The following is a 23,902-nucleotide window of genomic DNA, read 5'->3' as shown; positions in this document are numbered from 1 at the left end:
CGAACAGGGACCAAAACAAGTGCTGATCTGGAGCATGGTCCGCCCCAAACGGGCGGGCCGCTTCGGAAAAACCAACCAGGCAAGACAGGGACAAGACAATGGCACGCTTTGATATGCAGATTGCTTCGGATGCCGCGATGGGTGGTGACAACCAGGCGGAAATCTTCTGTGAAATGGGTCTGGCCTATGCGACCGGCCACGGTCGCCCGGTCGATCTCGTCGCCGCCCACAAGTGGCTGAACATTGCCGCGATCAAGGGCTGCGACCGTGCAGTCGATCTGCGCGCCGATCTGGCGATGACGATGAGCAAGGCAGATCTCGCCGCAGCTCTGCGCGCCGCTCGCGAATGGATGACGGTTCATTGAACCAAATGAGCGGCCCCCCAGAGGGGCGCCGCCCAACAGCCGGACTCTGAAAGCTGGATCAGGCCAGCTTTTTCAGAACCTCGGGCAGCGCGGCCTCAAACAGGGCCATCTCAGCTTCCGGTCCGGTACTGACACGGATGCAGCGATTAAGGGGCGCCACTCCCGGCATCCGGATAAAGATGCCATGGTCGTTCATCAGGGTATCGACGATCGCGCGGGCAAAGACCGCATCCCGGCCGCAGTCGATCGCCACGAAGTTCGTGGCCGAGGCGAGCGGCGACAAGCCGTTCTCTGTGCCGATCGCAGCGATACGCTGGCGAGAATCCGCAATCTTAGCCGTCACTTCTTTCAGATACTCCTGGTCCGCAAGCGCGGCGATTGCCGCAGCGACACCAATCCGGTTCATGCCGAAGTGGTTGCGGATCTTGTCGAATGCCTGGGCGGTGCCCGGCGTGGCGATCACATAGCCGATACGCGAACCGGCGAGCCCGTAGGCTTTCGAGAAAGTGCGCGTGCGCACGACGTTCGGGCGATCGATCAAGGCATCGATGGCCGGCAGGGATTCGGCCGGCGCTGTTTCGCAGTAGGCTTCGTCCAGAATAAAGAGCGTTGTTTCCGGAAGGGCCCTGGCAAACTCGACGATGCGGTCTGCCGGCCACCAGCTCCCCATCGGATTGTCGGGATTGGCGAAATAGACGAGCGGCGCATTTTCCCGCTTCACGGCCGCAAGCAAGCCGTCGAGGTCCTCTCGGTCGCCGGCATACGGCACCGTGACCAGCCGGCCGCCATGGCCGACAACGTGGTAGTTGAACGTGGGGTAGGCGCCAAGCGATGTGACGACCGGTATACCCGGCTCGATCACACTGCGGACGATCTGGCCGAGCAACCCGTCGATGCCTTCACCGATCGCGATATTGGCCGGCGTGGTGCCGAGGTGGGCCGCAAGTGCCTGCTTCAGGTCGTGGTTTTCCGGGTCGGCGTATTTCCAGGTTCCGCCGGCTGCTTCCCGGATCGCCGAGAGCACGCTTTCGGCGGGGCCGAAGCCGCTTTCGTTGGCTCCGATTCGCGCGGCGATCGGGCGACCCCTCTGGCGTTCGATGGCCTCCGGCCCGACAAACGGAATTGTTGACGGCAGGGATTGGATGAGCGGCGTGAAGCGAGAAAATGCGGACATGCTGAATAATGGGCCCCGTTCGAATAACGTCACGGGGAACTTATCGCATGCTTTGACAATTCGGAATCATTCCCGCGAGAAAAGCTGCAGGAATTCCGGTGCTCTTCGTTTCGCGCCGATTGTCGGACTACAGCCGCGGCTTTGCGTTCTTGACCTGCCCGGTGAAGAACTCTTGCCGGATGATCTCGCGCAGTAGGGTCTGCTCGATCGGCTTGATGAACTGGACACCGATGCGCTCGCCGTTGCGATAGACCTCGGCGCAACCGATCCTGAGCGGCGTGCCGACGATATGCAGATAATAGTGTTGGGGCAGGCCGATGTTGGTGTCGACGGCAAAGCTCGCGCCGCCACGCGAAATGTCGATCATCCGGCAGGATCGCACGGAGACGCTGCCGAGCCCCGGCTGCACAGCGGTCAGCGTGCCAGCGTGCCCGATGGAGAATCGCTCATAGCGCCGCTCGTAGAAAGGCGACGGGACGCAGGAGTACATCGTCTGGTTCTGCATGCGTCATTCTCCGCCAGTGCCGGGTCGGACGGTGCGATCAGTTTCTGATCGCATTCCTTGACCCCGGACAATTCATTTGTCCCACATTGTATCGGTGGGCGATTTCCACCGATGCTAGAATCACTTTTGCAGAAGAAACTTGCAATCCCCTGAAATCGATCACTAAAAATCTAATGTCGCACGGCCTGCTTTGAAGGGTCAGATCCCGCCAGTTGAAAATTGCATGCGGATCAGCCGGCGCAGGAAGTCCGGCGAAAGCAGCATATTGAAGCGCACGCCAAGCTCTGCGCCTTCGCGATGGACCTGCGAACAGCCGATTTCCTCTTTGAATCCCTCGATTTCCAGGAAAAAATGTTTGGGTATCAAGATTGCCGCGTTGAAGTCGAGCATTGCGCCGGCGATCGAGATATGGCGCAGCAGGCATTGATATTTGGTCTTCGCTTTCAGATGCTGGCCGATGACGAGGATGCGGCAGGGCCGTTCGATGAAGTAGTGCTGATGGGTCGTCGCAAGCTGGCCGGGCTTTCCTTCCGCGACATGCATCTTCATGGACATGGCAAGCTCCGAGACCGATAGCCTTTCGCAACCTTCGGCAACGTCGTCGTCGATGGAATCGACGGCCGTGCCGCTATCGTGTTTCAGCTAAGTGCATCGACTTGCTTCGACCTTGCGCCGGCCAACGCGCGTGTCACGGAATAAATTATGATGCGTGCGTACATTGAAAGCCCCCACCTCATACGTAATACTTTGGTCAGGCATGACCGGGACGCCCGATGTGGTGATTCCGCGGGACAGATGGGTGAGGGCATCGTTCGTCGTTTAAGCCGGGCAAGGCGAAGAACGATGGTCGGTGCCGGAGGGAAGGGCATGTTCATGGGGCATTTGCGGCATTGGCTGCCGCTCTCTATTCTTTGTATGGCGTTGTTTGTGTCGGCGTCCGATGCGTGGGCTGCCAAGCGCGTCGCACTGTTGATCGGCAACGAGAAATATGAAGCGACGTCACCGCTCAACAACCCTGCCAATGACGTGGAACTGATGAAGGCCTCCTTCGAGGAGGCCGGTTTCGATACCGTCACGACGGTGCACGACGTTAGTCGCCAGGGCATGGTGAAGGCGTTGCGCGAGTTCGAAGATCTCGCAACCGGCGCCGAAGTCGCGATCGTCTATTATTCCGGCCACGGAATGGAGATGAACGGCGAGAATTTCCTGCTTCCCGTCGACGTGCAATTGAAAACCGACAAGGACGTGGAGGACGAGGCGATCGGGCTCGACCGGGTTCAGCGTTCGCTCGAAGGCGCCACCAAACTCAAGCTCGTTATTCTCGACGCCTGCCGCAACAATCCCTTTGAACAGAGCATGACACGCTCGATCTCGACCAGGGCGGTTTCGCGTGGGCTGGCGCGTGTCGAACCGGAATCAGCCGACCTGCTCGTCGCATTTGCCTCCAAGGCCGGCACGGTCGCGCTCGATGGGGAGGGCAAGAACAGCCCCTTCGCCACCGCACTCGCCAAATACCTGACCGAACCCGGCGTCGATGTCCGCATTGCGCTCGGTAAGGTACGCGATGAGGTGGTGTCGGTGACCAATCGCGGCCAGGAGCCGTTCGTTTACGGGTCGCTCGGTGGTGCGCAGATCTTCCTCAATATCAAAGAGGTGAACATCAGTATCACCAACAATGGCGGCCAACTGTCGCCGAACAGCCAATCCGAGGCGGCTGCCGACTGGCAGAACATCCGCGATCTCGCCGACAAGGATCTGCTAACCGCCTTCCTGGCCAAGCATGGATCGGACCCGGTCTATAAGATGCTTGCCGAAAAGAAGCTGAAGCTTTTGACCGAAGCCGAGCAGACGTCGAGCGTGACGCCTGACGAGATTGCCTGGGAAGCCTTGAAACAGTCGACCGATGCGGCGGCGCTGACGCGCTTCATTGAGCGCTATCCTGACAGCAAGTATAAAGCCGAAGCCGAGCAGCAGATCGCGGCGCTCGAGCCGCAAAAGGGTCTCAACGTCTCGCCGACCGGCAAGGACACCCAGGCCTCGCGCGATTGCTATCTGCTGGCAGGCGAGCCGCAATCGATGCCGGGCTTCCTCGGGGTCAATTTCCTGAAGCTCGATTCCGAGCGGGCTTTGACCGCCTGCGCCCAGGCCGTCAACGAAAACCCGGACGATATGATGCTCGTCAACATGCTGGGTCGGGCGCAAGATGCCGGCCGCAATTATGTCGACGCGCGACGCAACTACCGGAAAGCGGCCGACGGCGGCAACATGTATGCGCTGACGAATCTGGCTTGGTTCTCAGTCTATGGGACCGATGGTCCGGTGGACGTAGACCAGGGCAAGCGCATGTTCGAGGAGGCGGCGAGAGGCGGCAACGCCTACGGCCAGGCGTCGCTCGGCTGGCTCTATCGTGAGGGTTACGGCGGCATCGCGCAGGACTATGCCGAGGCTGCCAGGTGGTACGAGCAGGCGGCCAATCAGGGCTATGCCAACGCCATGGCAACGATGGGTTGGTTCTATCGGGAGGGGCTCGGCCTGCCCAAGGACCTGGCGCAATCGCTGTCCTGGTACAAGAAAGCAGCCGAAAGCGGCGACACCAATGCCATGTCGTCACTCGGATGGGCCTATCAGAACGGATTGGGGACCGAGCAGAATTATGGCGAAGCCAAGGTCTGGTATGAGAAGGCGGCCAATATGGGCGATTCTTATTCCATGGCATTGCTCGGCTGGTTCTACGATATCGGCAACGGTGTCTCGCAGGACTATGTGCAGGCGCGCACCTGGTACGAGATGGCCGCGAATGCCGGCAGCGCCTACGCCATGGGCAATCTGAGCCGTCTCTATGATTACGGCCTCGGTACCAAGGCAGACGCAAAGGAGGCGGTTCGCTGGGCCGCAGCCAGCATCGAGGGCGGCGACCCGGCCAAGCTGGAAGAATTGCGAACGCAGCCCAACAACTTCACGCCGGCGTTCCGCAAGGAAATGCAGGCGCTGCTTAAGGACCGCGGCTACTATGGTGGACCGATTGACGGCGACTTCGGTGCCGCCACTCAGCAGGCGATCGAGCGTCTCGCACGCAAATCGTAGGGCATGAGAGGCAAGACTCGCGGATCTCGGGTTTCCATTTCTATTGCTTGTGAGAATCGGGGGACGGCAAGCGCCGAAACTTTCCAGCTACTCCTACTTGGCTGCACGAGTGGCCTGTCGCTACGCCCACACGTTTGCTTCCTGCCGGCCAGGCCCACACGGAAAATGGGGGGAATTGCCGGAAACCGACAAAAAAATCTTGCATTGGCCGCTGAGTGTCACTAGTCAGGCGCTAACGGAGAGGTGGCCGAGTGGTCGAAGGCGCTCCCCTGCTAAGGGAGTATACCGGAAACGGTATCGAGGGTTCGAATCCCTTCTTCTCCGCCACTGTTCTTTTGGGTCACAGGCGGCCCCAATTTCTTCTAAGTTTTCAGTGATTTGCGGACAGCCCTAATGATGGGGCTTGTTGCTGCTGTGACCCAGTCGTGTGACCCAGAAATGTTTTGGGACACCTTGGGCTAAGATTCCAGAAGACGATAAAGGCTGTCGGCCAGATGTCTGCCCTTCCGGGTTAGGGAGGCGACCTTTTGACGTGGGTCCTCGCTGTACTCCTCCAGCCTGACCAATCCGCACCCAGGCACGTTTGCCCTTTCGAAGTCTTGCTCCGGTTTAGATCAATACCGGGCCGAGTGGGTGTATGAGAGTGAATGGCGATTAGTTACGGGGGCAGGAAGGTCCTCCGATAGGCCCTACGACGATTGCCCGATTGGTGCAGAGGAACCCGATGGACTGATCTTCGGCCTAAAGACCTTGAAGGAAGTCAGAGATGAACTGACTGCTCCAGCGGCGGCTTATCCCAACATCTCACCGATGGAGGCTCGCCGCGAGCCCTCCAGTTTCGTTCTGCATCTTCACCCTACGCAGCCTCTTTCAGTATCCTAAGGACGCTCGCACGGCCTATTCCTACCGCGTTCACTATCTCGGCTGCTGTCTCACCCTCTGTTTTCAGCTTCAGCTTCAGCATCTCTCTCTCTCTCTCTCTCTCTCTCTCTCTCTCTCTGCTTGGCCGGCATCATCCGTCGTCCGAGATCTCTGCGGGCGGTGTCCGTCGATTGATATTCTCTTCCTGCGGGTGCAGGGCCACGATTCTCGCAGAACCAGAATCAAGGATGCGTTTCGTTTGCGAATCTCGGCATTGATTCTGATGAATCTTTGGATTGCGAACGGTCCGTCCTGTTCTCATTTCCTGGAGCGAATGCTGTTTTAGCCGCTCCCTGCGGAGGTGGAGTCGGTGTTTGTGGCCATCCTTTCCCCTATTTTGGGCAGCTTTCTGCCTCTTTCTGAAACAGGCTGCGTGTGTTTCCCTTACGCTAAACCCCTGCCACCAAAGGCTTTTCTTAATGCTTTGTTAATTTTCTTCCGGGGTCTGCGGCGATTTTGTGTCGTTTCAGCAACAGGGTTCGGCGAAGGGCGATGCAAAGCACGTGATCTCGCTAGTTGGACGTTGCGCCGATGATCCGGTCTTGTATTTTCAACTCCGGAAGCAAGGGCGGTTGATCGTCCGACTTCTTGAACGTTGGGGATGGGGCAGGGAAAGCTGTCCTTCAGCAAAATACCCAGACCCGTTTGAAACTTTTGACTGGAGGTCAGAAATGAACATCAAGAGCCTTCTTCTCGGCTCCGCTGCTGCTCTCGCAGCAGTATCCGGCGCACAGGCAGCCGACGCAATCGTCGCAGCCGAGCCGGAGCCCATGGAATACGTTCGCGTTTGCGACGCTTTCGGCACTGGCTACTTCTACATCCCGGGCACCGAAACCTGCCTCAAGATCGGCGGCTTCATCCGTTTCCAGACTTCGTTTGGTGACGACGCTTCGACCAGCCGTTATGACCAGCGTGACCACGACTTCGACGGCAACGATGTACTCGATCAGTCCACGTCTGACTGGGATGCCTTCTCGCGCGCTTACATCTCGTTCGACGCCAAGAGCGACACCGAGTATGGCACGCTCACCGGCTTCTTCGCTGCTGAGTTCAACGCCGACAACGACACCGACTCTGGCGACAGCGACTTCATCGACGTTGATGAAGCCTACATCCAGCTCGGTGGCCTCAAGGCTGGTTTCTTCTACAACTGGTGGGATAAGGGTATCAACGGCGAAACCGACACGCTCGGCAACGTCACCGAGTTCAACTCGATCGCCTACCTCTACGACGGTGGTTCGTTCCAGGCTGGTATCTCGGTTGACGAGCTCGAAGGCTGGTCCACCAAGGCTAACGGCATCGGCATCTCCGGTATCGTTTCGGCTTCGGTCGGCGGCGTTTCCTTCGACTTGCTCGGCGGCTACGACACCGAATGGGAAGAAGGCGCGATCCGCGGCTTGCTCTCGGCTGACCTCGGTCCGGGCGTCTTCCAGCTTGCTGGTATCTGGGCTTCGAACCCGAACACCTACTGGAACGCTTCCGAGTGGTCCGTTGCAGCTTCGTACCGCTGGAACGCTACCGACAAGCTCGCCATCACCCCCGGCGTTCAGTACTTCGGCAGCCTGCAGGAATCGCTTCTTGACTTCGGCGGCGACGATGCATGGCGCGCTGGTGTAACGGTTGACTACAAGATCACCGAAGGCCTCGCGACCCGCGTTTCGGTTCAGTATGAAGATGCTGACAACAGCGACGACCAGGTATTCGGCTTCGTCCGTCTGCAGCGCGACTTCTAATATCGTCTGACTTCGGTCAGAAGAGAGAAACCCGGCTTTCGAGCCGGGTTTTTTCGTTTCTGAATTGTGCAACGCTCAGCCACGCGCCGGCGACGCGACCCGGTTAAGCCGGGTGCATGCGCCCGTCGAGGTCAATGGTCGAGATGGCCCTCTGAGTGCAGCCGATCGGTGCTAACTTGGCGCCGCGGTTGTGATGGCGGTGACAAAGGCGCTCACTGCCTGGCGAGGGCCGTCAAGGTGCAGTAACGGTGCATGGCCTTGACCTCGTGCGGTGAATGCTACCGCTCCGGAATGCCGCTTGCACATCTCTCTTGCCGTCCCTTCCGAGAGCAGCCGGGAGTGCTCGCCTCTGATAACCAAAAGCGGCATCCGGGAAAGGGCATCATACTGCTGCCAGAGATCTGGCAACGCTGTCTCGGCGGTCAGGCCAAGCAACTGCCGCGCAATGGCTACATCAAAATCGGGCACCGGAACGCCGTCCTCGTCGCGGTAGATCGCCTTTGCCATCTGTAGCCAATCGCGTTCGCCAAGGATCGGGAAATCGGCTCCGTGGAGTTCTTTCAGATAGCCAGGCGCCATGGACCAGCTTGTCGGCTCGCCTGGCTCCTTGTTGAGATAGTCCCGGATGGCCAGCAGGCCCTCGATTTCGATGACGGGCCCAATGTCATTGAGCACCGCGCCTGCAATGAGGCCGGGTGCAACCCCGATGAGGTGGTGCAGGATCAGCCCCCCGCGGGAAGTGCCGATAAAAACTGCACGATCAATCCCCAGATGCGTGCAGGCCGCAATGACGTCGGTTGTTTCGATTGCGATTGAGTAGTGGCTCTTGTCGTCGTCACGCTGCGAATTGCCTCGGCCGCGATAATCGAGTGAGAAGACGGTGTGTCCGCCACCGCACGGTGACGACAAAAAGATTGCGAGTTCGTGAAAATCGCGGCTGTTGCGGGTGAGGCCCGGCAGGCAGATGATCGGAACTGCAGGTGTGGGACGCACAAGGCCGTAGCTCCGCACGTAGAGTTGCAAATCATCAGCCGCGAGGAACCGATGCTCCCGAAACCCGCCTTGATTCATCGTCTGCCTGCCTCCAACCGCTAACGGCAGGATCGTAGCGGCTCGAGGTGAAAGGGCAAGGCGCGTGCATAGCGCGCATTCGCTGCGAATGGCTCGCTAACAGCGCGCTACTTGCGAACGTGGTCATCTGCCTTGTCAGTAGGGCGAGCATTGTCGCCGTGGACCGCCATAGGGCTGATACGAGTTGTCCCAGGCGCGATAGGACCGATAGCGGGCGTAGCACCAGCGCGTATGGGCATTGCCGCTGACTGCACGCGACCCATTGTAGTATCGCGGCTGACTCAGCAAACCGCCGACGATTGCGCCTGCCGCAAGCCCACCAATGAAAGCGCCGACATCATTGTCGTTGTGGTAGTGGCGGCGATAACGGTCGCGATAGTAGCCATCCCGGTAATAGCCGTCCCGATAGTATCCGCGTCTATCGCCATCCCGGTAATAGCCGCGCCGGCCGCCGCGCTCGCAATAAGGAACGACACAACTGGGGCGGTTCTTTCGGGCTTCGCCGCGCTCGTATGGGAACTGAGCCTTTTGAATGTCAGTCGTTCGAGATACCTGCGGAGCGATCGGGAATGCATTGGCAGGCGGAACACTGCTCATTGCCGTCGCCAGAGACAGGGCGATAATGGATAAGGTCTTCATTGTGTTCACCATTTCCTTCAGGAAAGATCGAACCTTCAGAAGGGAAATGGCTTAAGCCGCCTTTTGTGCCGCCGGCGATCATCACGATTGCTTGAACGGCGGGTGGCGCGTTCGGCTATTGCCGCCCCACCCTCAGATCTTCGACGATGTCGGCGTTCTGCCCGAGCCTCGACTTGTAAACCTGATAGTTTTCCATGACCCGCTGCACATAATTGCGGGTCTCCTGGAATGGAATGCGCTCGATCCAGTCGACGACTTCGTCGATCGGTTTGCCGCGCGGATCGCCATAGCGGCCAAGCCATTCCGGAACACGGCGCGGTCCGGCGTTGTAGGCGATGAAGGTCAGGATATAGGACCCGCCAAAACTACTGATCTGTTCGCCGAGATAGTGCGCGCCAAGCGTGGCGTTGTAGCCGGCATCGCTGGTCAGCCGGTCCTGCGAATAGGCAAGGCCATAGCGGCTGGCGACGCCCTTGGCGGTACCCGGCATCAGTTGCAGCAGGCCGCGGGCATTGGCGGTGGAGATGGCTGCGGGATTGAAGGCACTCTCCTGCCGCGCGATCGCATAGGCGAGCGCCTTGCCGGAACCGTCGATATTGGCGCTTGAAGGGATCACGCCGACGGGAAAGGCGAGCGCCGCGACATCGATGCCGCGTCCGAATGCAATCTTGCCGATCTGGAGCGAAAGCTGGTGGTTTCCGGCCTTCTCGGCGCGCGCCGAAAGCAGGGCGAGTTCGCCGGGACTGTTCAGTTCTTCGGCAAGCGCACGGTAGATACTGTCGGCGCGCCAGGCATGGCCGGCGCTTTCAAGGCGGGAGATCGCCCGCACCGCCTCGCGATTTTCGAATTGTGTCCGATCGCCCGCCGACGGGGCAGGGTAGGCGAAGTTCAGCGCCTTGCGGCCAAGCCGGGCGGCTGCGAGTTGACCATAGAAGGTGCCGGGGTAGCGCGCCGCATTGGCGAAATACTCGCTGGCATTGCCCGGTCCGCCGGCCTCGGCCGACCGGCCCAGCCAGTACCAGGCGCGGGAGGCGGAAAGCGGGCGGTTTGACGCATCGAGGATGCGGCGGAAATGGCGAGCTGCGATCGCCGGATCTTCCATGCCGCGTAGTGCATACCAGCCGGCGTGGAATTCGGCATCGACGATATCGGTCGCCTCCGTGGCCATATGACCGGCCGCGATCCGGTAGGCGCCCTTGAAGTCGCCGGCGTCGAGCAGGCCTCGGCTGACAACGCGTTGCTCGATCCACCATTCGCCAGGATTGACGAGCACCCCTCTGTCCCTTGGCATACGGGCAAGCAGCTTGGCCGCTTCCTCGTACTTCTTCTGTTTGCGCAAGGACTCGATCTGAATGAAGAGATAGGCGGGATCCTTGCGCCAGGAAGGATCGACCGCCGCGATCAGCGCATCTGCCTTGTCGTTGCCGCGGCTGACTGCTGCCCAGGCACGATAGAGCGACTGCGCCTTGCCGAGATCGCCAAAGCGTTCGGCCTGTTCGACGCGATTGCGGTAGAGGAGCATGGCCATGCGCCGCTGATGATCGGCGGGTGTTAGTAGACTGGAGAACTCCGCGAGAATCCGGGTCTCGATATCCTTGTCGAGCGCGTCCCGTTGCCAAATTCCGAGCAACCGTTTCGCCGCTGCTTCCGTTTGTCCCTGGGCGACAAGGGCACGAGCCAGGATGAGGGTTCCCTCGGTTGTCTCGGGCTGCGTGTTGCCAAAGGCGTCAAGGACGTCCGGCGCCGGCGGGTTTTCGCGATAGAGCGCCCGCTCCGAATTGGCGCGCAGGGATTTCAGGCCGGGCCATCCCTGAAGTTCGCGCTGGGCATCGGCGATCTCAAAGGAAGGAATGCCGCGCTGGCCGGAAACGGCAATCGCCCAGGTCAGGATGTGACGGTCGAGTGCATCGCGGCTCATGGCATTGCGCACGGAAATCGCGGTCGCCGGCTGCCGGTTGGAGAGGGCGTCGAGGCCCGTCTTCAGATCGCTGTTGACCGGGGTGACGATCGCCGGAATGGCATTGGTGGTTTCGTCGACGGCAACCTGCGCGGCCTTGTTCGATATGTCGGGTTTATGCGCCGGAACCGGTATCCGTTCCGGCGTTTCGGAACTGAAGGCCGGCGATGTGAGCAACGCAGCGCCGACGATGGCGGCGACAGGCAGAAAATTTGATCCGCGCATCAAGAGGCCGTGTTCCCCGTGTCTCACATTCAGCTGCCGCCGGATTGTCTGAGGCAAGACTAGCGGCCAATATTGATCATGGCAATCGCACCATGCCGCCCCAGGCCTATGGCGGAGCGGGACCATTATGCGGGCCGAACGTCAAGCTTTTGCATGAAAACCGGCGTGAAATGCCGTGTCACGACGCTTGCCGCAGCCCCCTCACATGATTATGGTGCGGCAGTTTTTTAACCGTCGATTACGGCCAAAGCATGAGTGCATTTTGCGTCTTTGCGCCGTCAGGAGTTGTGCATGTTCAAGGGTTCCATTCCCGCTCTCGTAACACCGTTCACCGCCACCGGCGCGGTGGATGCGGATGGTTTCGTCGCGCATGTGGAATGGCAGATAAAAGAAGGCAGCCATGGTCTCGTGCCGGTCGGCACCACCGGCGAGTCTCCGACCCTTTCCCATGACGAGCACAAGAAAGTCGTCGAGCTCTGCATCGAGGCGGCGGCCAAGCGGGTGCCGGTGATCGCCGGCGCCGGCTCCAACAACACGACGGAAGCAGTCGAGCTCGCGCAGCATGCCGAAAAGGCTGGTGCCGATGCGATCCTCGTTGTCACGCCCTATTACAACAAGCCGACGCAGAAGGGCCTCTTCGCGCATTATGCCGCGATCGCCGAAAGCGTGAAGCTGCCGATCGTCATCTACAACATCCCCGGCCGGTCGGTCGTGGATATGAGTGTCGAGACCATGGCGGCGCTTAGCAAGGCCTATGCGAACATCATCGGCGTCAAGGATGCGACCGGCAAGATCGAGCGCGTTTCCGAACAGCGCATGGCCTGCGGTCCGGATTTCGTTCAGCTCTCCGGCGAGGACGCGACGGCACTCGGCTTCAATGCCCATGGGGGCGTCGGCTGCATTTCCGTCACGGCCAACGTGGCTCCGCGCCTCTGCGCCGAGTTCCAGGAGGCGACGCTTGCCGGTGAATTCGCCAAGGCGCTTGCCTATCAGGACAAGCTGATGCCGCTGCACAAGGCGATCTTTATGGAGCCCGGCCTTTGCGGCGCGAAATATGCGCTGAACCGCCTCGGCCGGATGAGCCGCACCGTGCGTTCGCCGCTGCTGTCGACGCTGGAGCCGGCAACCGAAGCGGCGATCGACGCGGCGCTGAGGCATGCAGGATTGATGAACTGATGGCACCCAAAGGAAGCCAGCGCACGGTCAACAAGGTTGTGGCGGAAAACCGAAAGGCCCGCTTCAACTACGAGATCGTCGACACCTACGAGGCCGGTCTGGTTCTGACCGGCACCGAGGTCAAGTCGTTGCGCGAAGGCAAGGCCAACATTGCTGAATCCTATGCGACGGACGAAGGTGGAGAGATCTGGCTGATCAACTCCTATCTGCCGGAGTATCTGCAGGCGAACCGCTTCAACCATGAAACGCGGCGGCGGCGGAAACTGCTTCTGTCGAAGCGCGAGGTCAATCGTCTGCAGGGCGCGGTCAATCGCGAAGGCATGTCGCTGATCCCGCTGCGCATCTACTTCAACGAGCGCGGTCGGGCCAAGCTCGAACTGGCGCTCGGCAAAGGCAAGAAGCTCCACGACAAGCGCGAGACCTCGAAAGAGCGCGATTGGAACCGGCAGAAAAACCGCCTGCTGAAGGATCGTGGCTAGAGCAATTCCAGGAAAAGTGCGAAACGGTTTTCCGTCCGGAATTGCGTAATTTCAAAGACTTAGATCACTTCAGTGTTTCGATGAGACAATGAAATGATCTAAGCGATCCTTGGTCCGCTAGATCGCCGCTTTAGATTTCGACGGGGTCCGCCACCGGTTCGGCCGTATGCCGCGGCGTGCGTTCGGAAGGCTCGCGGCCGATTTCGGCCCGCAGCGTTGCGAGGTCGATGAAGTGATCGGCCTGGCGACGAAGGTCGTCGGCAATCATCGGTGGCTGGGTGGACATTGTCGACACGACCGAGACCTTGCGGCCCTTGCGCTGCAGCGCTTCGACGAGTGTGGTGAAGTCGCCGTCACCGGAGAAGATGACGAGGTGATCGACGGTCTCGGACTGTTCCATCGCATCGATCGCCAGTTCGATGTCCATGTTGCCCTTGATCTTGCGGCGGCCAAGTGAGTCGGTGAATTCTTTGGCCGGCTTCGTCACGACCTTGTAACCATTGTAGTCTAGCCAGTCGATCAGCGGGCGGATCGAAGAATATTCCTGATCTTCAATGAGGGCGGTGTAGTAGTAGGCGCGCAGCAGGTAACCGCGTTTTTGAAAGGCTTTCAGGAGTTTGCGATAGTCAATGTCAAAGCCGAGGCTCTTCGATGCCGCGTAGAGATTGGCGCCGTCGATAAAAAGTGCGATCTTTTCGCGGGGATCAAACATCGTCTTTCCTTTTCAATGCCGGCGCATCAAATGCCCGCTGCCGGCCGATACGCAAAAATAAGTCGGTTACATTAATAATTGCTGATATTGCAAATAATGTAGGCTAGGCATTGCATTATTCCAGCAGGGCGCTCGCGAATATAGCTAGTTTTAGCAGTTGCTATAGATAGTCCACATCCCTGGAGTGCCTTTTCTACCAGGCGTTTTGGCGTCGAGGCCAATGATGCAACCAGATGTTTGCGGCTAAGGTTTTCCAGCCCATTATGATCGCATTTTATCACGAAGTGTGACGTTACGTGAGCGGCACTTGCAGGAAAAACTTGAACTTGTCTTGTTTTGATTGTATCCGGGCGGCTAATTCCAGAAATCGGAGCCGACGAGGCCGTCGCTAGACGGCCGTTCCGGTTTCGTGTCGTCAATCCGTGCAGCGGCGATGCCGCCGCGCTTCGAGCCCAAAAGGACAGGCAATGGCCCGCGTCACCGTCGAAGATTGCATCGACAAGGTCGATAACCGTTTCGAACTCGTTCTGCTTGCCAGCCACCGCGCGCGCCTGATTTCCCAGGGTGCCGCCATCACCATCGACCGCGACAACGACAAGAACCCGGTCGTTGCGCTGCGCGAGATCGCCGATGAGACGCTTTCTCCCGGCGACCTCAAGGAAGATCTGATCCATTCGCTGCAGAAGCATGTTGAAGTGGACGAGCCCGAGCCCGATCCGGCTTCGCTGCTTCAATCGGAAGCGGAAACCACCTTCACCGAAGTTGCCGAAGACGAAGATCAGCCGGAAGCGATCACGTTCGACCGCATGTCGGAAGAAGAACTGTTGGCCGGCATCGAAGGTCTTGTGCCGCCGGAAAAGAGCGACGACTACTGAGATCCTTCGCGGAACGACCGTTCCTGCGTGTTTTCAAAGCAGTGCGCCACTCGTATGATTGGCGCACTTTTTTATTGATTTCTTCTGGAGCGGGATGAGGAAAAGTGGATGCGGTTGTCCGCCCGCATCCCGCTCTACCTTATGAGAAACGATTACGTTTATGATTTAGGTCGTTTCGACCTAAAATCACCCTGATCCAGAGGACCGCTAGCGAATGATGCGCCAATACGAGCTCGTTGAGCGCGTGCAAAAATACAAGCCCGACGTCAATGAAGCCTTGCTGAACAAGGCCTACGTCTATGCGATGCAGAAGCATGGCCAGCAGAAGCGGGCAAGCGGCGATCCCTATATCTCTCATCCCCTGGAAGTGGCTGCGATCCTGACGGAAATGCGGCTCGACGAGTCGACCATTGCGGTCGCGCTGCTGCACGACACGATCGAAGACACGACCGCGACCCGCCAGGAGATTGATGATCTCTTCGGCGAAGACATCGGAGCGCTCGTCGAGGGGCTGACGAAGATCAAGAAGCTCGATCTCGTCACCAAGAAGGCCAAGCAGGCTGAGAACCTGCGCAAACTGCTGCTGGCGATCTCGGACGACGTGCGTGTGCTTTTGGTCAAGCTTGCCGACCGGCTGCACAACATGCGCACGCTCGACCACATGTCGGCGGAAAAGCGGGCCCGCATCTCCGAAGAAACGATGGATATCTATGCGCCGCTCGCCGGCCGCATGGGTATGCAGGATATGCGCGAAGAGCTCGAAAATCTCTCGTTCCGCCACATCAACCCGGAAGCTTTCGAGACGGTCACTAGGCGACTGGAAGAGCTTTCCCAGCGCAACGAAGGTCTGATCAAGAAGATCGAGGACGAGTTGCGCGAACTGCTTCAGGCCGAAGGCCTGAAGGCTGCGCAGGTCAAGGGCCGCCAGAAGAAGCCCTATTCGGTCTTCCGCAAGATGCAGTCGAAGTCGCTGTCCTTCGAACAGCTTTCCGACGTCTGGGGTTTCCGCATCATCGTCGATGACATCCCGTCCTGCTACCGGGCGCTCGGCATCGTGCACACCCGCTGGCGCGTTGTTCCAGGTCGCTTCAAGGACTACATCTCGACGCCGAAGCAGAACGACTATCAGTCGATCCACACCACGATCGTCGGCCCTTCGCGCCAGCGCATCGAGCTGCAGATCCGCACGCGGCGCATGAACGATATCGCCGAATACGGTATCGCGGCCCACTCGCTCTACAAGGACGGGGAGGGGAACTCGGCGGATCAGGCCCTTTCGCCGACGTCGAACGCCTATTCCTGGCTCAGGCGCACGATCGAATCCCTCGCGGAGGGCGACAACCCCGAAGAATTCCTCGAGCACACCAAGCTCGAGCTGTTCCAGGATCAGGTGTTCTGCTTCACGCCCAAGGGGCAGCTCATCGCGCTGCCGCGTGGCGCGACGCCGATCGACTTCGCCTACGCCGTACACACCAACATCGGCGACACCTGCGTCGGCGCCAAGATCAACGGCCGCATCATGCCGCTGGTCACACGCCTCAACAATGGTGACGAGGTGGAGATCATTCGCTCGGGCATTCAGGTGCCGCCGCCGGCCTGGGAAGAGATCGTCGTCACCGGCAAGGCGCGCTCGGCGATCCGCCGCGCGACGCGCGCCGCGGTTCGCAAGCAATATGCCGGCCTCGGCTATCGCATTCTGGAGCGCACCTTCGAGCGCGCCAGCAAGACGTTTTCGCGCGAGGCGCTGAAGCCGGCGCTGCATCGTCTCGGTCAGAAGGAAGTCGAAGACGCGATCGCTGCGGTCGGTCGCGGCGAGCTCTCTTCGCTCGATGTCCTGCGCGCGGTCTTCCCGGATCACCAGGATGAGCGCGTGACGGTGAAGCCGAGCGCCGACGATGGCTGGTTCAACATGCGCAGCGCCGCCGGCATGGTGTTCAAACTGCCGGGGCTTGGTAAGGATGCGAACGGCGCAGTACAGGTCGAAGGGCCGGAAGCGCTTCCAATCCGCGGTCTCTCCGGCAATGCCGAGGTGCATTTCAGCCCCGCCGGTGCCATTCCCGGCGATCGTATCGTCGGCATCATGGAAAAGGACAAGGGCATCACCATCTATCCGATCCAGTCGCCCATCCTGCAGAAATTCGACGACGAACCGGAGCGCTGGATCGATGTGCGCTGGGATCTGGACGAAGCCAACAGCAGCCGCTTCATGGCTCGGATTGCAATCAGCGCCCTGAATGAGCCGGGAACGCTGGCCGAAGTGGCTCAGGCGATCGCGACCAGCGACGTCAATATCCGCTCACTCTCGATGGGCCGCGTGGCGGCGGACTTCAGCGAGCTGCAGTTCGATCTTGAAGTCTGGGATCTGCGCCAGCTCAACCATCTGATCACGCAGCTCAAGGAGCTTCCGAGCGTGTCCACGGTGAAGCGCCTCTTTGAATGAGCCAACCGGCGCGGCGCCTGCAGGGCCGCCGTGGCCGTTGGTTCTACATGTCGCTGCCTCAAAAACAGGCACGAGGTGCATGGCAAAGCGGCAAGGCATGCTGTGACTGCATGGCTGCCGCCTTTTCCTGGAACTGGTGGAAAAGGGACTTCTAAACTATCTTCAGTATCGGGAGGTAAACAAAGAGGTTTGCCATGTTCAATCAGTTGAAGAAGATCACCCGCGCACTGCGCGTCCCCACTCAGGAAGAGCGCGAGCTCGCCTATCTCAATAGTTCGGTCGATCGCATCGATCTCGAGTACCGTCAGCGCCAGATCGATCGCGGCCTGTTCCGCAACTACTAAGTCGATCGCGTCCCGTCTGGTGGCGGGATGCTGAAGCCATGCGTTCCGTGAATGGCTTGCCTGCGACATATGCGCGGCGCGCCGGCGGGTTGCAAGCCGCAGCCATGACGCCTATCTTGCGGCCAGCAAACAGGCGGACGCGCCGTCTTGTGCCGGTCGACGGCTCCAAGATGCGGTCATGACGGCAGAATGTTATTTAGACGCAGAAACCCGGTCACGATTTCCGAAAGGCTCCGCGCACTCCTTTGGCCGCGCAAGGGCTTTCGGCGTGGTCCGCGCTACATTACCTTGCGGATCCTGCGCCTCTCCTCGACGCCGCACTCGATTGCTGTCGGGGTGGCTGCGGGCGTAGCGTCGTCGTTTACGCCGTTCTTCGGCTTGCACATCGTCATAGCCGTCGCCCTGGCCTTCGTGTTCTCCGGCAATCTGGTTGCCGCCGCGATCACCACCGCGCTTGCCAATCCGGTGACGATCCCGATGATCCTGACCGCGTCCTATGAGTTGGGCATCGCCATCTTGGGTGTGGAAAGCGCGCACGCCGCCAGCAGCGCCGACGTGATGCGCATGGTCGAGCACCTTGACCTCTCTGCCCTTTGGGGACCGGTCTTCAAGCCGATGCTCATCGGTTCCCTGCCGCTGGCCGCCGCCGGCGCGCTGATTTCCTATCTTGCGGCCTACCACGCTGCTCGCATCTTTCAAAAGCGACGCCGGGCGCGCACCAAAGACTTCGGATCTTCCTCATGATCATTGGCATAGGCAGCGACCTGATCGATATCAGGCGGATCGAAAACTCGCTTTCTCGCTTCGGCGAGCGCTTCGTGCAGCGCTGTTTCACGGAAATCGAGATCGCCAAGTCCGAAGGCCGGAAGAATAGGGCTGCGTCCTACGCCAAGCGCTTCGCCGCCAAGGAAGCCTGTTCGAAGGCGCTGGGGACGGGTCTTGCGCAGGGCGTCTTCTGGAAGGACATGGGCGTTATCAATTTGCCCGGCGGCAAACCGACAATGAACCTCACCGGCGGTGCGGCGGAGCGTCTGGCGCAGATGCTGCCGCCCCATCACCGGGCGGCTATTCACCTAACGATCACCGACGATTTTCCTCTGGCGCAGGCCTTCGTGATTATCGAAGCGCTGCCCGTTGCCCCGGTTGAGGGAACGGTTTAGAGCATTCCGCTGGAAAACCCGGTCCGAGGCGATTGAAGGGCAGGCAGTCTGCAGCATATGAGACCGGATTGTACGCAGTTTGAAGGTGGGATCAGAACTGCGGAAGAAAGTTAAGAGCAAGCCCCGGTGAGGGCGTTGCCATGATAAAGGAAGACACTAGCGTGGCAGAAAAGACAGAAGCGAAGCAGAGCGGTCTCTGGGAAAACGTGAAGGTCGTTATCCAGGCGCTCCTCCTGGCCGTAGTCATCCGTACCGTTCTCTTTCAGCCCTTCACCATTCCCTCGGGCTCGATGATGCCGACGCTGCTCGTCGGCGACTACATCTTCGTCAACAAGTTCGCCTACGGTTTTTCCAAGTATTCGCTGCCGCTTTCTCCCGATCTGTTCTCCGGCCGCATTTTCGCCAGCGAGCCGAAACGTGGCGATATCGTCGTCTTCCGCTTCCCGCCGAACCCCGATATCGACTATATCAAGCGCCTCGTCGGCCTGCCGGGGGATCGCGTCCAGGTGCGCAACAGCATCCTCTACATCAACGACAAGCCGGTCGACCGCGTGCCGGACGGTGCGTTCCGCGCCGACGATCAGTACGACACCGGCGGAGACGTCCCGGTCTATCGTGAGACGATGGACAATGGCGTGTCCTACGACACGCTCGACCAGTTCCCGGATTCGCGCGGCGACAACACCCGCGAATTCATCGTGCCCGAAGGCCACTATTTCATGATGGGCGACAACCGCGACAACTCGGCCGACAGCCGCTTCGACGTCGGCTTCGTCCCGGCCGAGAACCTGGTTGGCCGCGCCAGCATGATCTTCTTCTCGCTCGGCAACGACACCTCGTTCCGCGAAGTCTGGAAGTGGCCGGCGAACCTGCGTTACGATCGTCTGTTCAAGGCGGTCGAATAATGAAGTCGCGGTCGCTGAGCGCGGAGGATCGGGCAAAACTCGAGACCGTGATTGGCTATCAGTTTGCTGAGAAGGAGCGCCTGGATCGGGCGCTCACCCATTCCAGCGCCCGTAGCGCCAAAGGCTCCAATTATCAGCGCCTGGAGTTCCTGGGCGACCGGGTGCTGGGGCTCTGCGTTGCCGAACTTCTGTTCCAGACGTTTCGCGATGCAAATGAAGGCGAGCTGTCGGTGCGGCTGAACCAGCTCGTCAGCGCCGAAAGCTGCGCCATGGTCGCCGACGATCTGGAACTGCACCAGTTCATCCGCACCGGTTCCGACGTCAAGAAGATTACCGGCAAGGCGATGATGAATGTGCGCGCCGATGTGGTAGAGTCGCTCATCGCCGCCATCTATCTCGATGGGGGCCTTGAGGCCGCCCGCGGCTTCGTGCTGCGCCATTGGAAGGATCGGGCGGTCCGCGCCGACGGTGCCCGCCGCGATGCGAAGACCGAATTGCAGGAATGGGCGCATGCCAAGTTTGGCATCGCGCCGACTTACAGAACGGACGATCGTTCCGGCCCGGATCATGATCCCCGCTTCACGGTAACCGTGGAGATCGCGGGGGTCGCGCCGGAGACCGGGATCGACAGGTCCAAGCGTGGCGCCGAGCAGGTCGCCGCGATGAAATTGCTGGAACGCGAAGGCGTGTGGCGGAAAAACTCCGCCGGAAATTGACGGAAAAAATGACGGACATGGAAAAAGATACGGCCGCTGAAGGCGCGCCGACCCACTCGGGTTTCGTGGCGCTGATCGGCGCGACAAACGCAGGCAAGTCGACTTTGGTCAACCGCCTCGTCGGCGCCAAGGTTTCGATCGTCAGCCACAAGGTGCAGACGACGCGCGCGATCGTGCGTGGCATCGCCATCCACGACAACGCGCAGATCGTCTTCATGGATACGCCCGGCATCTTCAAGCCGCGGCGGCGGCTCGACCGTGCCATGGTCACGACCGCCTGGGGCGGCGCTAAGGATGCGGACGTGATCATGCTCCTGATCGATAGCGAGCGTGGCCTGAAGGGCGATGCGGAAGCGATCCTCGAGGGGCTGAAGGAAGTGCACCAGCCGAAGATCCTCGTGTTGAACAAGATCGACCAGGTGCGTCCGGAGGATCTTTTGAAGCTCGCGGCCGCGGCCAACGAGACGATCAAATTCGAACGCACCTTCATGATCTCGGCGCTGAACGGTTCGGGCTGCAAGGACCTCATGGACTATCTTGCCGAGACGTTGCCGGAAGGTCCCTGGTACTATCCGGAGGATCAGATTTCCGATTTGCCGATGCGCCAGCTCGCGGCCGAAATCACCCGCGAGAAGTTGTTTCTGCGCCTGCATCAAGAGCTTCCCTATGCCTCGCATGTCGAAACCGAGAAGTGGGAAGAGCGCAAGGACGGATCGGTCCGCATCGAACAGGTGATCTACGTCGAGCGCGAAAGCCAGAAGAAGATCGCGCTCGGCAAGAACGGCGACGCGATCAAGGCGATTTCGACGGCGTCGCGCAAGGAGATCTCCGAGATCCTCGAGCAGCCGGTGCATCTCTTCCTGTTCGTCAAGGTGCGCGAAAATTGGGGCGACGACCCCGAGCGCTTCCGCGAAATGGGCCTCGAATTCCCGCGATAGGCTTGGGCACATAGGATGCCGGCAAGGGGCAAGCCGTGCGGTGGATGCCGCCTCAGTTTGCCCTGGCCTCAGCGATCTGCCGCTTTCCCAGGGCCGGGCCGATCATCTCGATACGGTTGGTCCAGATGTAGCCGGAAAACCCCGGCGGGACCAATTCCAGATCCTGCATCGTATCGATCCCGGTGGTGAAGTCGCCGCCGTGATAAGGGCCGAGCAGGATGATATCGCTTCCGGCCGCTTTCATGCGGGCGGAGAAACGGTCGGGCCAACCCCAGAGAAAATGCGCGTAATTGCCGGGCACGATGACGAGAGTGTTCCGGCAAGCCTCCGGCATCAGACCGGTCCAGCCATAGCCGAGATAGCGCGTTAGGCACGCCATCGTCGACGTCCGGTCATAGCCGCGCATCCCTTCCACGCGCTTCAGAGTCTCGCGAGTCGGTTCCTCGCCGCCATAGACCCCGAACATAGCCTGCCGCCATTGCGGCCGCGCTTCGATCAGCGTTGCGAGTGCCGCGCCCTCCTCGGCGCGCCGGCTCTTGAAGTTGACGAGAAACCTGCGGTCGGGCAGGGCAGCCAGCACCTCATCCAGCGTCGGCATCTGGCCGACGCCCTTTCCGCGGAAGGGGAAGGTCTTGCCGCCATCGGCGGTGTAGCCATAGCCGATGTCGAGAGACTTCAGCGTCGCCATCGGCGTTTCTTCGGTAACGCCCTTGCCTTCGGTCCGGCAGTCGAGCGTCCAGTCGTGAAAGACGGCGAACTGTTTGTCTGGCGTGAGATGCACGTCGAGTTCGACGACATCGGCGCCCGCATCAAAGGCAGCCCCCATCGAGGCGATCGTATTTTCGAGATAGGGATGCTGTGGCGGATCGATGATCGTTGCAGTGCAAGTGTCGTTGCCGACATTGGCCTTCGGATAGGTCTGGTGGACGCCTCGGTGCGCGAGCAGTTTCGCCGAGCCTGCCGGTGGCGTGACAAACAGCGACGTGTTCATCAGCCAGACGACGGCGGCAAACAGAACAATGGCAGCAACGAACTTCTTCATCCTGATTCTCCTCTTCGAATCCGGATTGCTCGACATTGTGGCGCCAGGATGTTGATACACGCCTCACGTGCGTGTCGCGGATTGCGAACGATGTGTCACCCGCGCGCGCGATTGACCCGCAGCCGCGCCTCATGAGACGTAGCTATCGCTGATTTTGCGATCCGGAGAAAAGAGATGCCGCAGCTTGTCGAGGGAAAATGGGTCAAGGGCGACGTTGCGGCCAGCGAGATGAAAGGCGGTGCATTCCACCGGGAGCCGACGCGCTTTCACCGCTGGATCACGCCGGACGGGAGCCCAGGCCCGGACGGCCAGCCGGCTCTGCCGGCCGAGGCCGGGCGTTATCGCCTGTTCGTTTCCTATCTCTGCCCCTGGGCCTCACGCACGATCGCCTTCCGCAACCTCAAGGGATTGCAGGAGATCATCGGGCTTACGGTGGCCAACTCGGAGCTCGGTGAGGATGGCTGGACCTATGACGAGCCGGTCGATGCCGGCGGGCGCGTCGGCAAGATCCGCTTCCATCATGAACTCTATGTGGCGAGCGACCCGACCTATACCGGCAAGGTCTCGGTACCGGTTCTCTGGGACATGCGCGAAGGGCGGATCGTCAACAACGAGTCCGCCGACATCATCCGCATCCTGAATTCGGCCTTTGATCACTTGACCGGCAACCGGCTCGATTTCTATCCGGAGACACTGCGGGGAGACATCGATCGCTGGAATGGCCCGATCTACGAGCGGGTCAACAACGGCGTCTATCGATCCGGCTTTGCAAAGACGCAGGAAGCCTATGATGAGGCGGTGTCGAGCCTGTTCGGCATGCTCGACGAAGTCGAGGCACACCTCACGGTCAACCGCTACCTCGCAGGCGAGTACATGACCGAGGCGGACATCCGCTTGTTCGTCACCCTGATTCGCTTCGATGCGGCCTATCACGGCGCCTTCAAATGCAACATCCGCCGGATCGAGGACTACCCGGCGTTGTCGAACTATCTGCGCGAAATCTATCAATGGCCGGGTATCCGCGAGAGCGTGCGCATCGATCATATCAAACGCGGCTACTACGGCATTGCCCACATCAATCCGACCCGCATCGTTCCTGCCGGCCCGATGCTGGATTTCGATCGCCCGCATGATCGTGCTCGCTTGCGAGGGCGCGGAGTCGTTGGCGCATAGCCGCGTTCCTCATTTGCTAAGGAAACAAATCTATGAGGGGCCATAGAGAACCCATTGCCAATCGATGGAAGCTTCCTAAATTAATGGAAGTTCTGATGGATAGGAGCCCGATGGCGGCTGGCCTGACGAATTTCCGGCGGGGCAAGCACAAGGAGCCTGACGCGCCCGCTGGATGCCCGTGACGCCACGCCCGAGCCGGTTCTCGCCGCTTCCGGACTCGCTCGCGTTTGCTCCCAAGGCGCGCTCGCGCAAACCCTCCGGAAGCCCC

General features: G+C 60.1%; 22 protein-coding genes and 1 tRNA gene. 15 read left to right on the top strand and 8 right to left on the bottom strand.

Annotation, left to right across the window (positions count from 1 at the left end):
• Positions 1 to 98 precede the first annotated feature (98 nt).
• A complete protein-coding gene (locus ACTJKE_RS11410) occupies positions 99 to 365 on the top strand; it encodes a sel1 repeat family protein (protein WP_057252835.1) in 267 nt (88 codons plus the stop codon).
• Positions 366 to 423: 58 nt separating this feature from the next.
• Here ACTJKE_RS11410 and ACTJKE_RS11405 read toward each other — a convergent pair whose 3' ends face one another.
• The 3 genes from ACTJKE_RS11405 to ACTJKE_RS11395 form a co-directional block, all read right to left on the bottom strand.
• Complete coding sequence (locus ACTJKE_RS11405) at positions 424 to 1,539, bottom strand: pyridoxal phosphate-dependent aminotransferase (RefSeq protein ID WP_440691837.1); 1,116 nt, start codon at positions 1,537 to 1,539, stop codon at positions 424 to 426.
• Between the two features lie 127 nt (positions 1,540 to 1,666).
• On the bottom strand, positions 1,667 to 2,044 hold the full coding sequence (locus ACTJKE_RS11400) for a PilZ domain-containing protein (protein WP_058320279.1): 378 nt from the start codon (positions 2,042 to 2,044) through the stop codon (positions 1,667 to 1,669).
• Between the two features lie 198 nt (positions 2,045 to 2,242).
• A complete protein-coding gene (locus ACTJKE_RS11395; protein ID WP_057252830.1) occupies positions 2,243 to 2,599 on the bottom strand; it encodes a hypothetical protein in 357 nt (118 codons plus the stop codon).
• Positions 2,600 to 2,911: 312 nt separating this feature from the next.
• On the opposite strand from ACTJKE_RS11395, the gene ACTJKE_RS11390 reads away from it, so the two are divergent.
• From ACTJKE_RS11390 to ACTJKE_RS11380, 3 genes are all read left to right on the top strand, one after another.
• The gene (locus ACTJKE_RS11390; RefSeq protein ID WP_440691836.1) at positions 2,912 to 5,128 is read left to right on the top strand and encodes a caspase family protein; all 2,217 of its coding nucleotides are present in this window, start codon (positions 2,912 to 2,914) and stop codon (positions 5,126 to 5,128) included.
• Between the two features lie 237 nt (positions 5,129 to 5,365).
• Positions 5,366 to 5,455, top strand: a tRNA-Ser gene (locus tag ACTJKE_RS11385).
• Between the two features lie 1,265 nt (positions 5,456 to 6,720).
• Complete coding sequence (locus tag ACTJKE_RS11380; RefSeq protein WP_440635494.1) at positions 6,721 to 7,782, top strand: porin; 1,062 nt, start codon at positions 6,721 to 6,723, stop codon at positions 7,780 to 7,782.
• 171 nt (positions 7,783 to 7,953) lie between these two features.
• Here ACTJKE_RS11380 and ACTJKE_RS11375 read toward each other — a convergent pair whose 3' ends face one another.
• The 3 genes from ACTJKE_RS11375 to ACTJKE_RS11365 form a co-directional block, all read right to left on the bottom strand.
• A complete protein-coding gene (locus ACTJKE_RS11375) occupies positions 7,954 to 8,853 on the bottom strand; it encodes an alpha/beta fold hydrolase (protein WP_058329459.1) in 900 nt (299 codons plus the stop codon).
• 135 nt (positions 8,854 to 8,988) lie between these two features.
• Positions 8,989 to 9,492, bottom strand: a complete 504-nt coding sequence (locus ACTJKE_RS11370; protein ID WP_082615971.1) for a BA14K family protein — start codon at positions 9,490 to 9,492, stop codon at positions 8,989 to 8,991.
• 115 nt (positions 9,493 to 9,607) lie between these two features.
• Positions 9,608 to 11,674: a transglycosylase SLT domain-containing protein gene (locus tag ACTJKE_RS11365; protein ID WP_058329458.1), complete on the bottom strand. Its 2,067-nt coding sequence runs from the start codon at positions 11,672 to 11,674 to the stop codon at positions 9,608 to 9,610.
• A gap of 291 nt (positions 11,675 to 11,965) precedes the next feature.
• On the opposite strand from ACTJKE_RS11365, the gene dapA reads away from it, so the two are divergent.
• Positions 11,966 to 12,850, top strand: coding sequence for a 4-hydroxy-tetrahydrodipicolinate synthase (dapA, locus tag ACTJKE_RS11360; protein WP_057252820.1), 885 nt, complete (start codon positions 11,966 to 11,968; stop codon positions 12,848 to 12,850).
• A complete protein-coding gene (smpB, locus tag ACTJKE_RS11355) occupies positions 12,850 to 13,329 on the top strand; it encodes an SsrA-binding protein SmpB (RefSeq protein ID WP_057252818.1) in 480 nt (159 codons plus the stop codon). Before dapA ends, smpB begins: the two co-directional genes overlap by 1 nt.
• A gap of 130 nt (positions 13,330 to 13,459) precedes the next feature.
• Here smpB and ACTJKE_RS11350 read toward each other — a convergent pair whose 3' ends face one another.
• Complete coding sequence (locus ACTJKE_RS11350; RefSeq protein WP_057252816.1) at positions 13,460 to 14,041, bottom strand: LabA-like NYN domain-containing protein; 582 nt, start codon at positions 14,039 to 14,041, stop codon at positions 13,460 to 13,462.
• 467 nt (positions 14,042 to 14,508) lie between these two features.
• Between ACTJKE_RS11350 and rpoZ the strand changes: the two genes are divergently transcribed.
• From rpoZ to era, 8 genes are all read left to right on the top strand, one after another.
• Complete coding sequence (gene rpoZ / locus ACTJKE_RS11345; RefSeq protein ID WP_057252814.1) at positions 14,509 to 14,916, top strand: DNA-directed RNA polymerase subunit omega; 408 nt, start codon at positions 14,509 to 14,511, stop codon at positions 14,914 to 14,916.
• Positions 14,917 to 15,130: 214 nt separating this feature from the next.
• Positions 15,131 to 17,356, top strand: a complete 2,226-nt coding sequence (locus tag ACTJKE_RS11340) for a RelA/SpoT family protein (protein ID WP_057252812.1) — start codon at positions 15,131 to 15,133, stop codon at positions 17,354 to 17,356.
• Between the two features lie 194 nt (positions 17,357 to 17,550).
• Complete coding sequence (locus ACTJKE_RS11335; RefSeq protein WP_065377015.1) at positions 17,551 to 17,700, top strand: DUF3563 family protein; 150 nt, start codon at positions 17,551 to 17,553, stop codon at positions 17,698 to 17,700.
• A gap of 288 nt (positions 17,701 to 17,988) precedes the next feature.
• Positions 17,989 to 18,444: a DUF2062 domain-containing protein gene (locus tag ACTJKE_RS11330; RefSeq protein ID WP_245296263.1), complete on the top strand. Its 456-nt coding sequence runs from the start codon at positions 17,989 to 17,991 to the stop codon at positions 18,442 to 18,444.
• Positions 18,441 to 18,860, top strand: a complete 420-nt coding sequence (gene acpS, locus ACTJKE_RS11325; RefSeq protein ID WP_058320270.1) for a holo-ACP synthase — start codon at positions 18,441 to 18,443, stop codon at positions 18,858 to 18,860. Before ACTJKE_RS11330 ends, acpS begins: the two co-directional genes overlap by 4 nt.
• 161 nt (positions 18,861 to 19,021) lie before the next feature.
• Positions 19,022 to 19,765, top strand: coding sequence for a signal peptidase I (lepB, locus tag ACTJKE_RS11320; protein ID WP_058320269.1), 744 nt, complete (start codon positions 19,022 to 19,024; stop codon positions 19,763 to 19,765).
• Entirely contained in the window at positions 19,765 to 20,481 is a 717-nt protein-coding gene (gene rnc / locus ACTJKE_RS11315; protein ID WP_141679572.1) for a ribonuclease III, read from the top strand. The genes lepB and rnc overlap by 1 nt, the downstream gene beginning before the upstream one ends.
• 8 nt (positions 20,482 to 20,489) lie before the next feature.
• On the top strand, positions 20,490 to 21,419 hold the full coding sequence (gene era, locus ACTJKE_RS11310; RefSeq protein ID WP_057252807.1) for a GTPase Era: 930 nt from the start codon (positions 20,490 to 20,492) through the stop codon (positions 21,417 to 21,419).
• Positions 21,420 to 21,471: 52 nt separating this feature from the next.
• On the opposite strand, the gene ACTJKE_RS11305 is transcribed toward era, so the two are convergent.
• On the bottom strand, positions 21,472 to 22,461 hold the full coding sequence (locus ACTJKE_RS11305; protein WP_058329456.1) for a glycerophosphodiester phosphodiesterase family protein: 990 nt from the start codon (positions 22,459 to 22,461) through the stop codon (positions 21,472 to 21,474).
• Between the two features lie 174 nt (positions 22,462 to 22,635).
• On the opposite strand from ACTJKE_RS11305, the gene ACTJKE_RS11300 reads away from it, so the two are divergent.
• Entirely contained in the window at positions 22,636 to 23,634 is a 999-nt protein-coding gene (locus tag ACTJKE_RS11300; protein WP_440635493.1) for a glutathione S-transferase family protein, read from the top strand.
• Positions 23,635 to 23,902 lie beyond the last annotated feature (268 nt).

The organism is Ensifer sp. 22521 (assembly GCF_052044795.1).
In the GTDB taxonomy this organism is placed as follows: domain Bacteria; phylum Pseudomonadota; class Alphaproteobacteria; order Rhizobiales; family Rhizobiaceae; genus Ensifer.
This window is presented reverse-complemented; position numbering and strand designations above follow the sequence as displayed.

Coding starts and splice junctions, on each gene's coding strand:
- ACTJKE_RS11410 (WP_057252835.1), top strand. CDS start 99: ATGGCACGCTTTGATATGCAGATTGCTTCGGATGCCGCGATGGGTGGT.
- ACTJKE_RS11405 (WP_440691837.1), bottom strand. CDS start 1,539: ATGTCCGCATTTTCTCGCTTCACGCCGCTCATCCAATCCCTGCCGTCA.
- ACTJKE_RS11400 (WP_058320279.1), bottom strand. CDS start 2,044: ATGCAGAACCAGACGATGTACTCCTGCGTCCCGTCGCCTTTCTACGAG.
- ACTJKE_RS11395 (WP_057252830.1), bottom strand. CDS start 2,599: ATGTCCATGAAGATGCATGTCGCGGAAGGAAAGCCCGGCCAGCTTGCG.
- ACTJKE_RS11390 (WP_440691836.1), top strand. CDS start 2,912: ATGTTCATGGGGCATTTGCGGCATTGGCTGCCGCTCTCTATTCTTTGT.
- ACTJKE_RS11380 (WP_440635494.1), top strand. CDS start 6,721: ATGAACATCAAGAGCCTTCTTCTCGGCTCCGCTGCTGCTCTCGCAGCA.
- ACTJKE_RS11375 (WP_058329459.1), bottom strand. CDS start 8,853: ATGAATCAAGGCGGGTTTCGGGAGCATCGGTTCCTCGCGGCTGATGAT.
- ACTJKE_RS11370 (WP_082615971.1), bottom strand. CDS start 9,492: ATGAAGACCTTATCCATTATCGCCCTGTCTCTGGCGACGGCAATGAGC.
- ACTJKE_RS11365 (WP_058329458.1), bottom strand. CDS start 11,674: ATGCGCGGATCAAATTTTCTGCCTGTCGCCGCCATCGTCGGCGCTGCG.
- dapA (WP_057252820.1), top strand. CDS start 11,966: ATGTTCAAGGGTTCCATTCCCGCTCTCGTAACACCGTTCACCGCCACC.
- smpB (WP_057252818.1), top strand. CDS start 12,850: ATGGCACCCAAAGGAAGCCAGCGCACGGTCAACAAGGTTGTGGCGGAA.
- ACTJKE_RS11350 (WP_057252816.1), bottom strand. CDS start 14,041: ATGTTTGATCCCCGCGAAAAGATCGCACTTTTTATCGACGGCGCCAAT.
- rpoZ (WP_057252814.1), top strand. CDS start 14,509: ATGGCCCGCGTCACCGTCGAAGATTGCATCGACAAGGTCGATAACCGT.
- ACTJKE_RS11340 (WP_057252812.1), top strand. CDS start 15,131: ATGATGCGCCAATACGAGCTCGTTGAGCGCGTGCAAAAATACAAGCCC.
- ACTJKE_RS11335 (WP_065377015.1), top strand. CDS start 17,551: ATGTTCAATCAGTTGAAGAAGATCACCCGCGCACTGCGCGTCCCCACT.
- acpS (WP_058320270.1), top strand. CDS start 18,441: ATGATCATTGGCATAGGCAGCGACCTGATCGATATCAGGCGGATCGAA.
- rnc (WP_141679572.1), top strand. CDS start 19,765: ATGAAGTCGCGGTCGCTGAGCGCGGAGGATCGGGCAAAACTCGAGACC.
- era (WP_057252807.1), top strand. CDS start 20,490: ATGACGGACATGGAAAAAGATACGGCCGCTGAAGGCGCGCCGACCCAC.
- ACTJKE_RS11305 (WP_058329456.1), bottom strand. CDS start 22,461: ATGAAGAAGTTCGTTGCTGCCATTGTTCTGTTTGCCGCCGTCGTCTGG.
- ACTJKE_RS11300 (WP_440635493.1), top strand. CDS start 22,636: ATGCCGCAGCTTGTCGAGGGAAAATGGGTCAAGGGCGACGTTGCGGCC.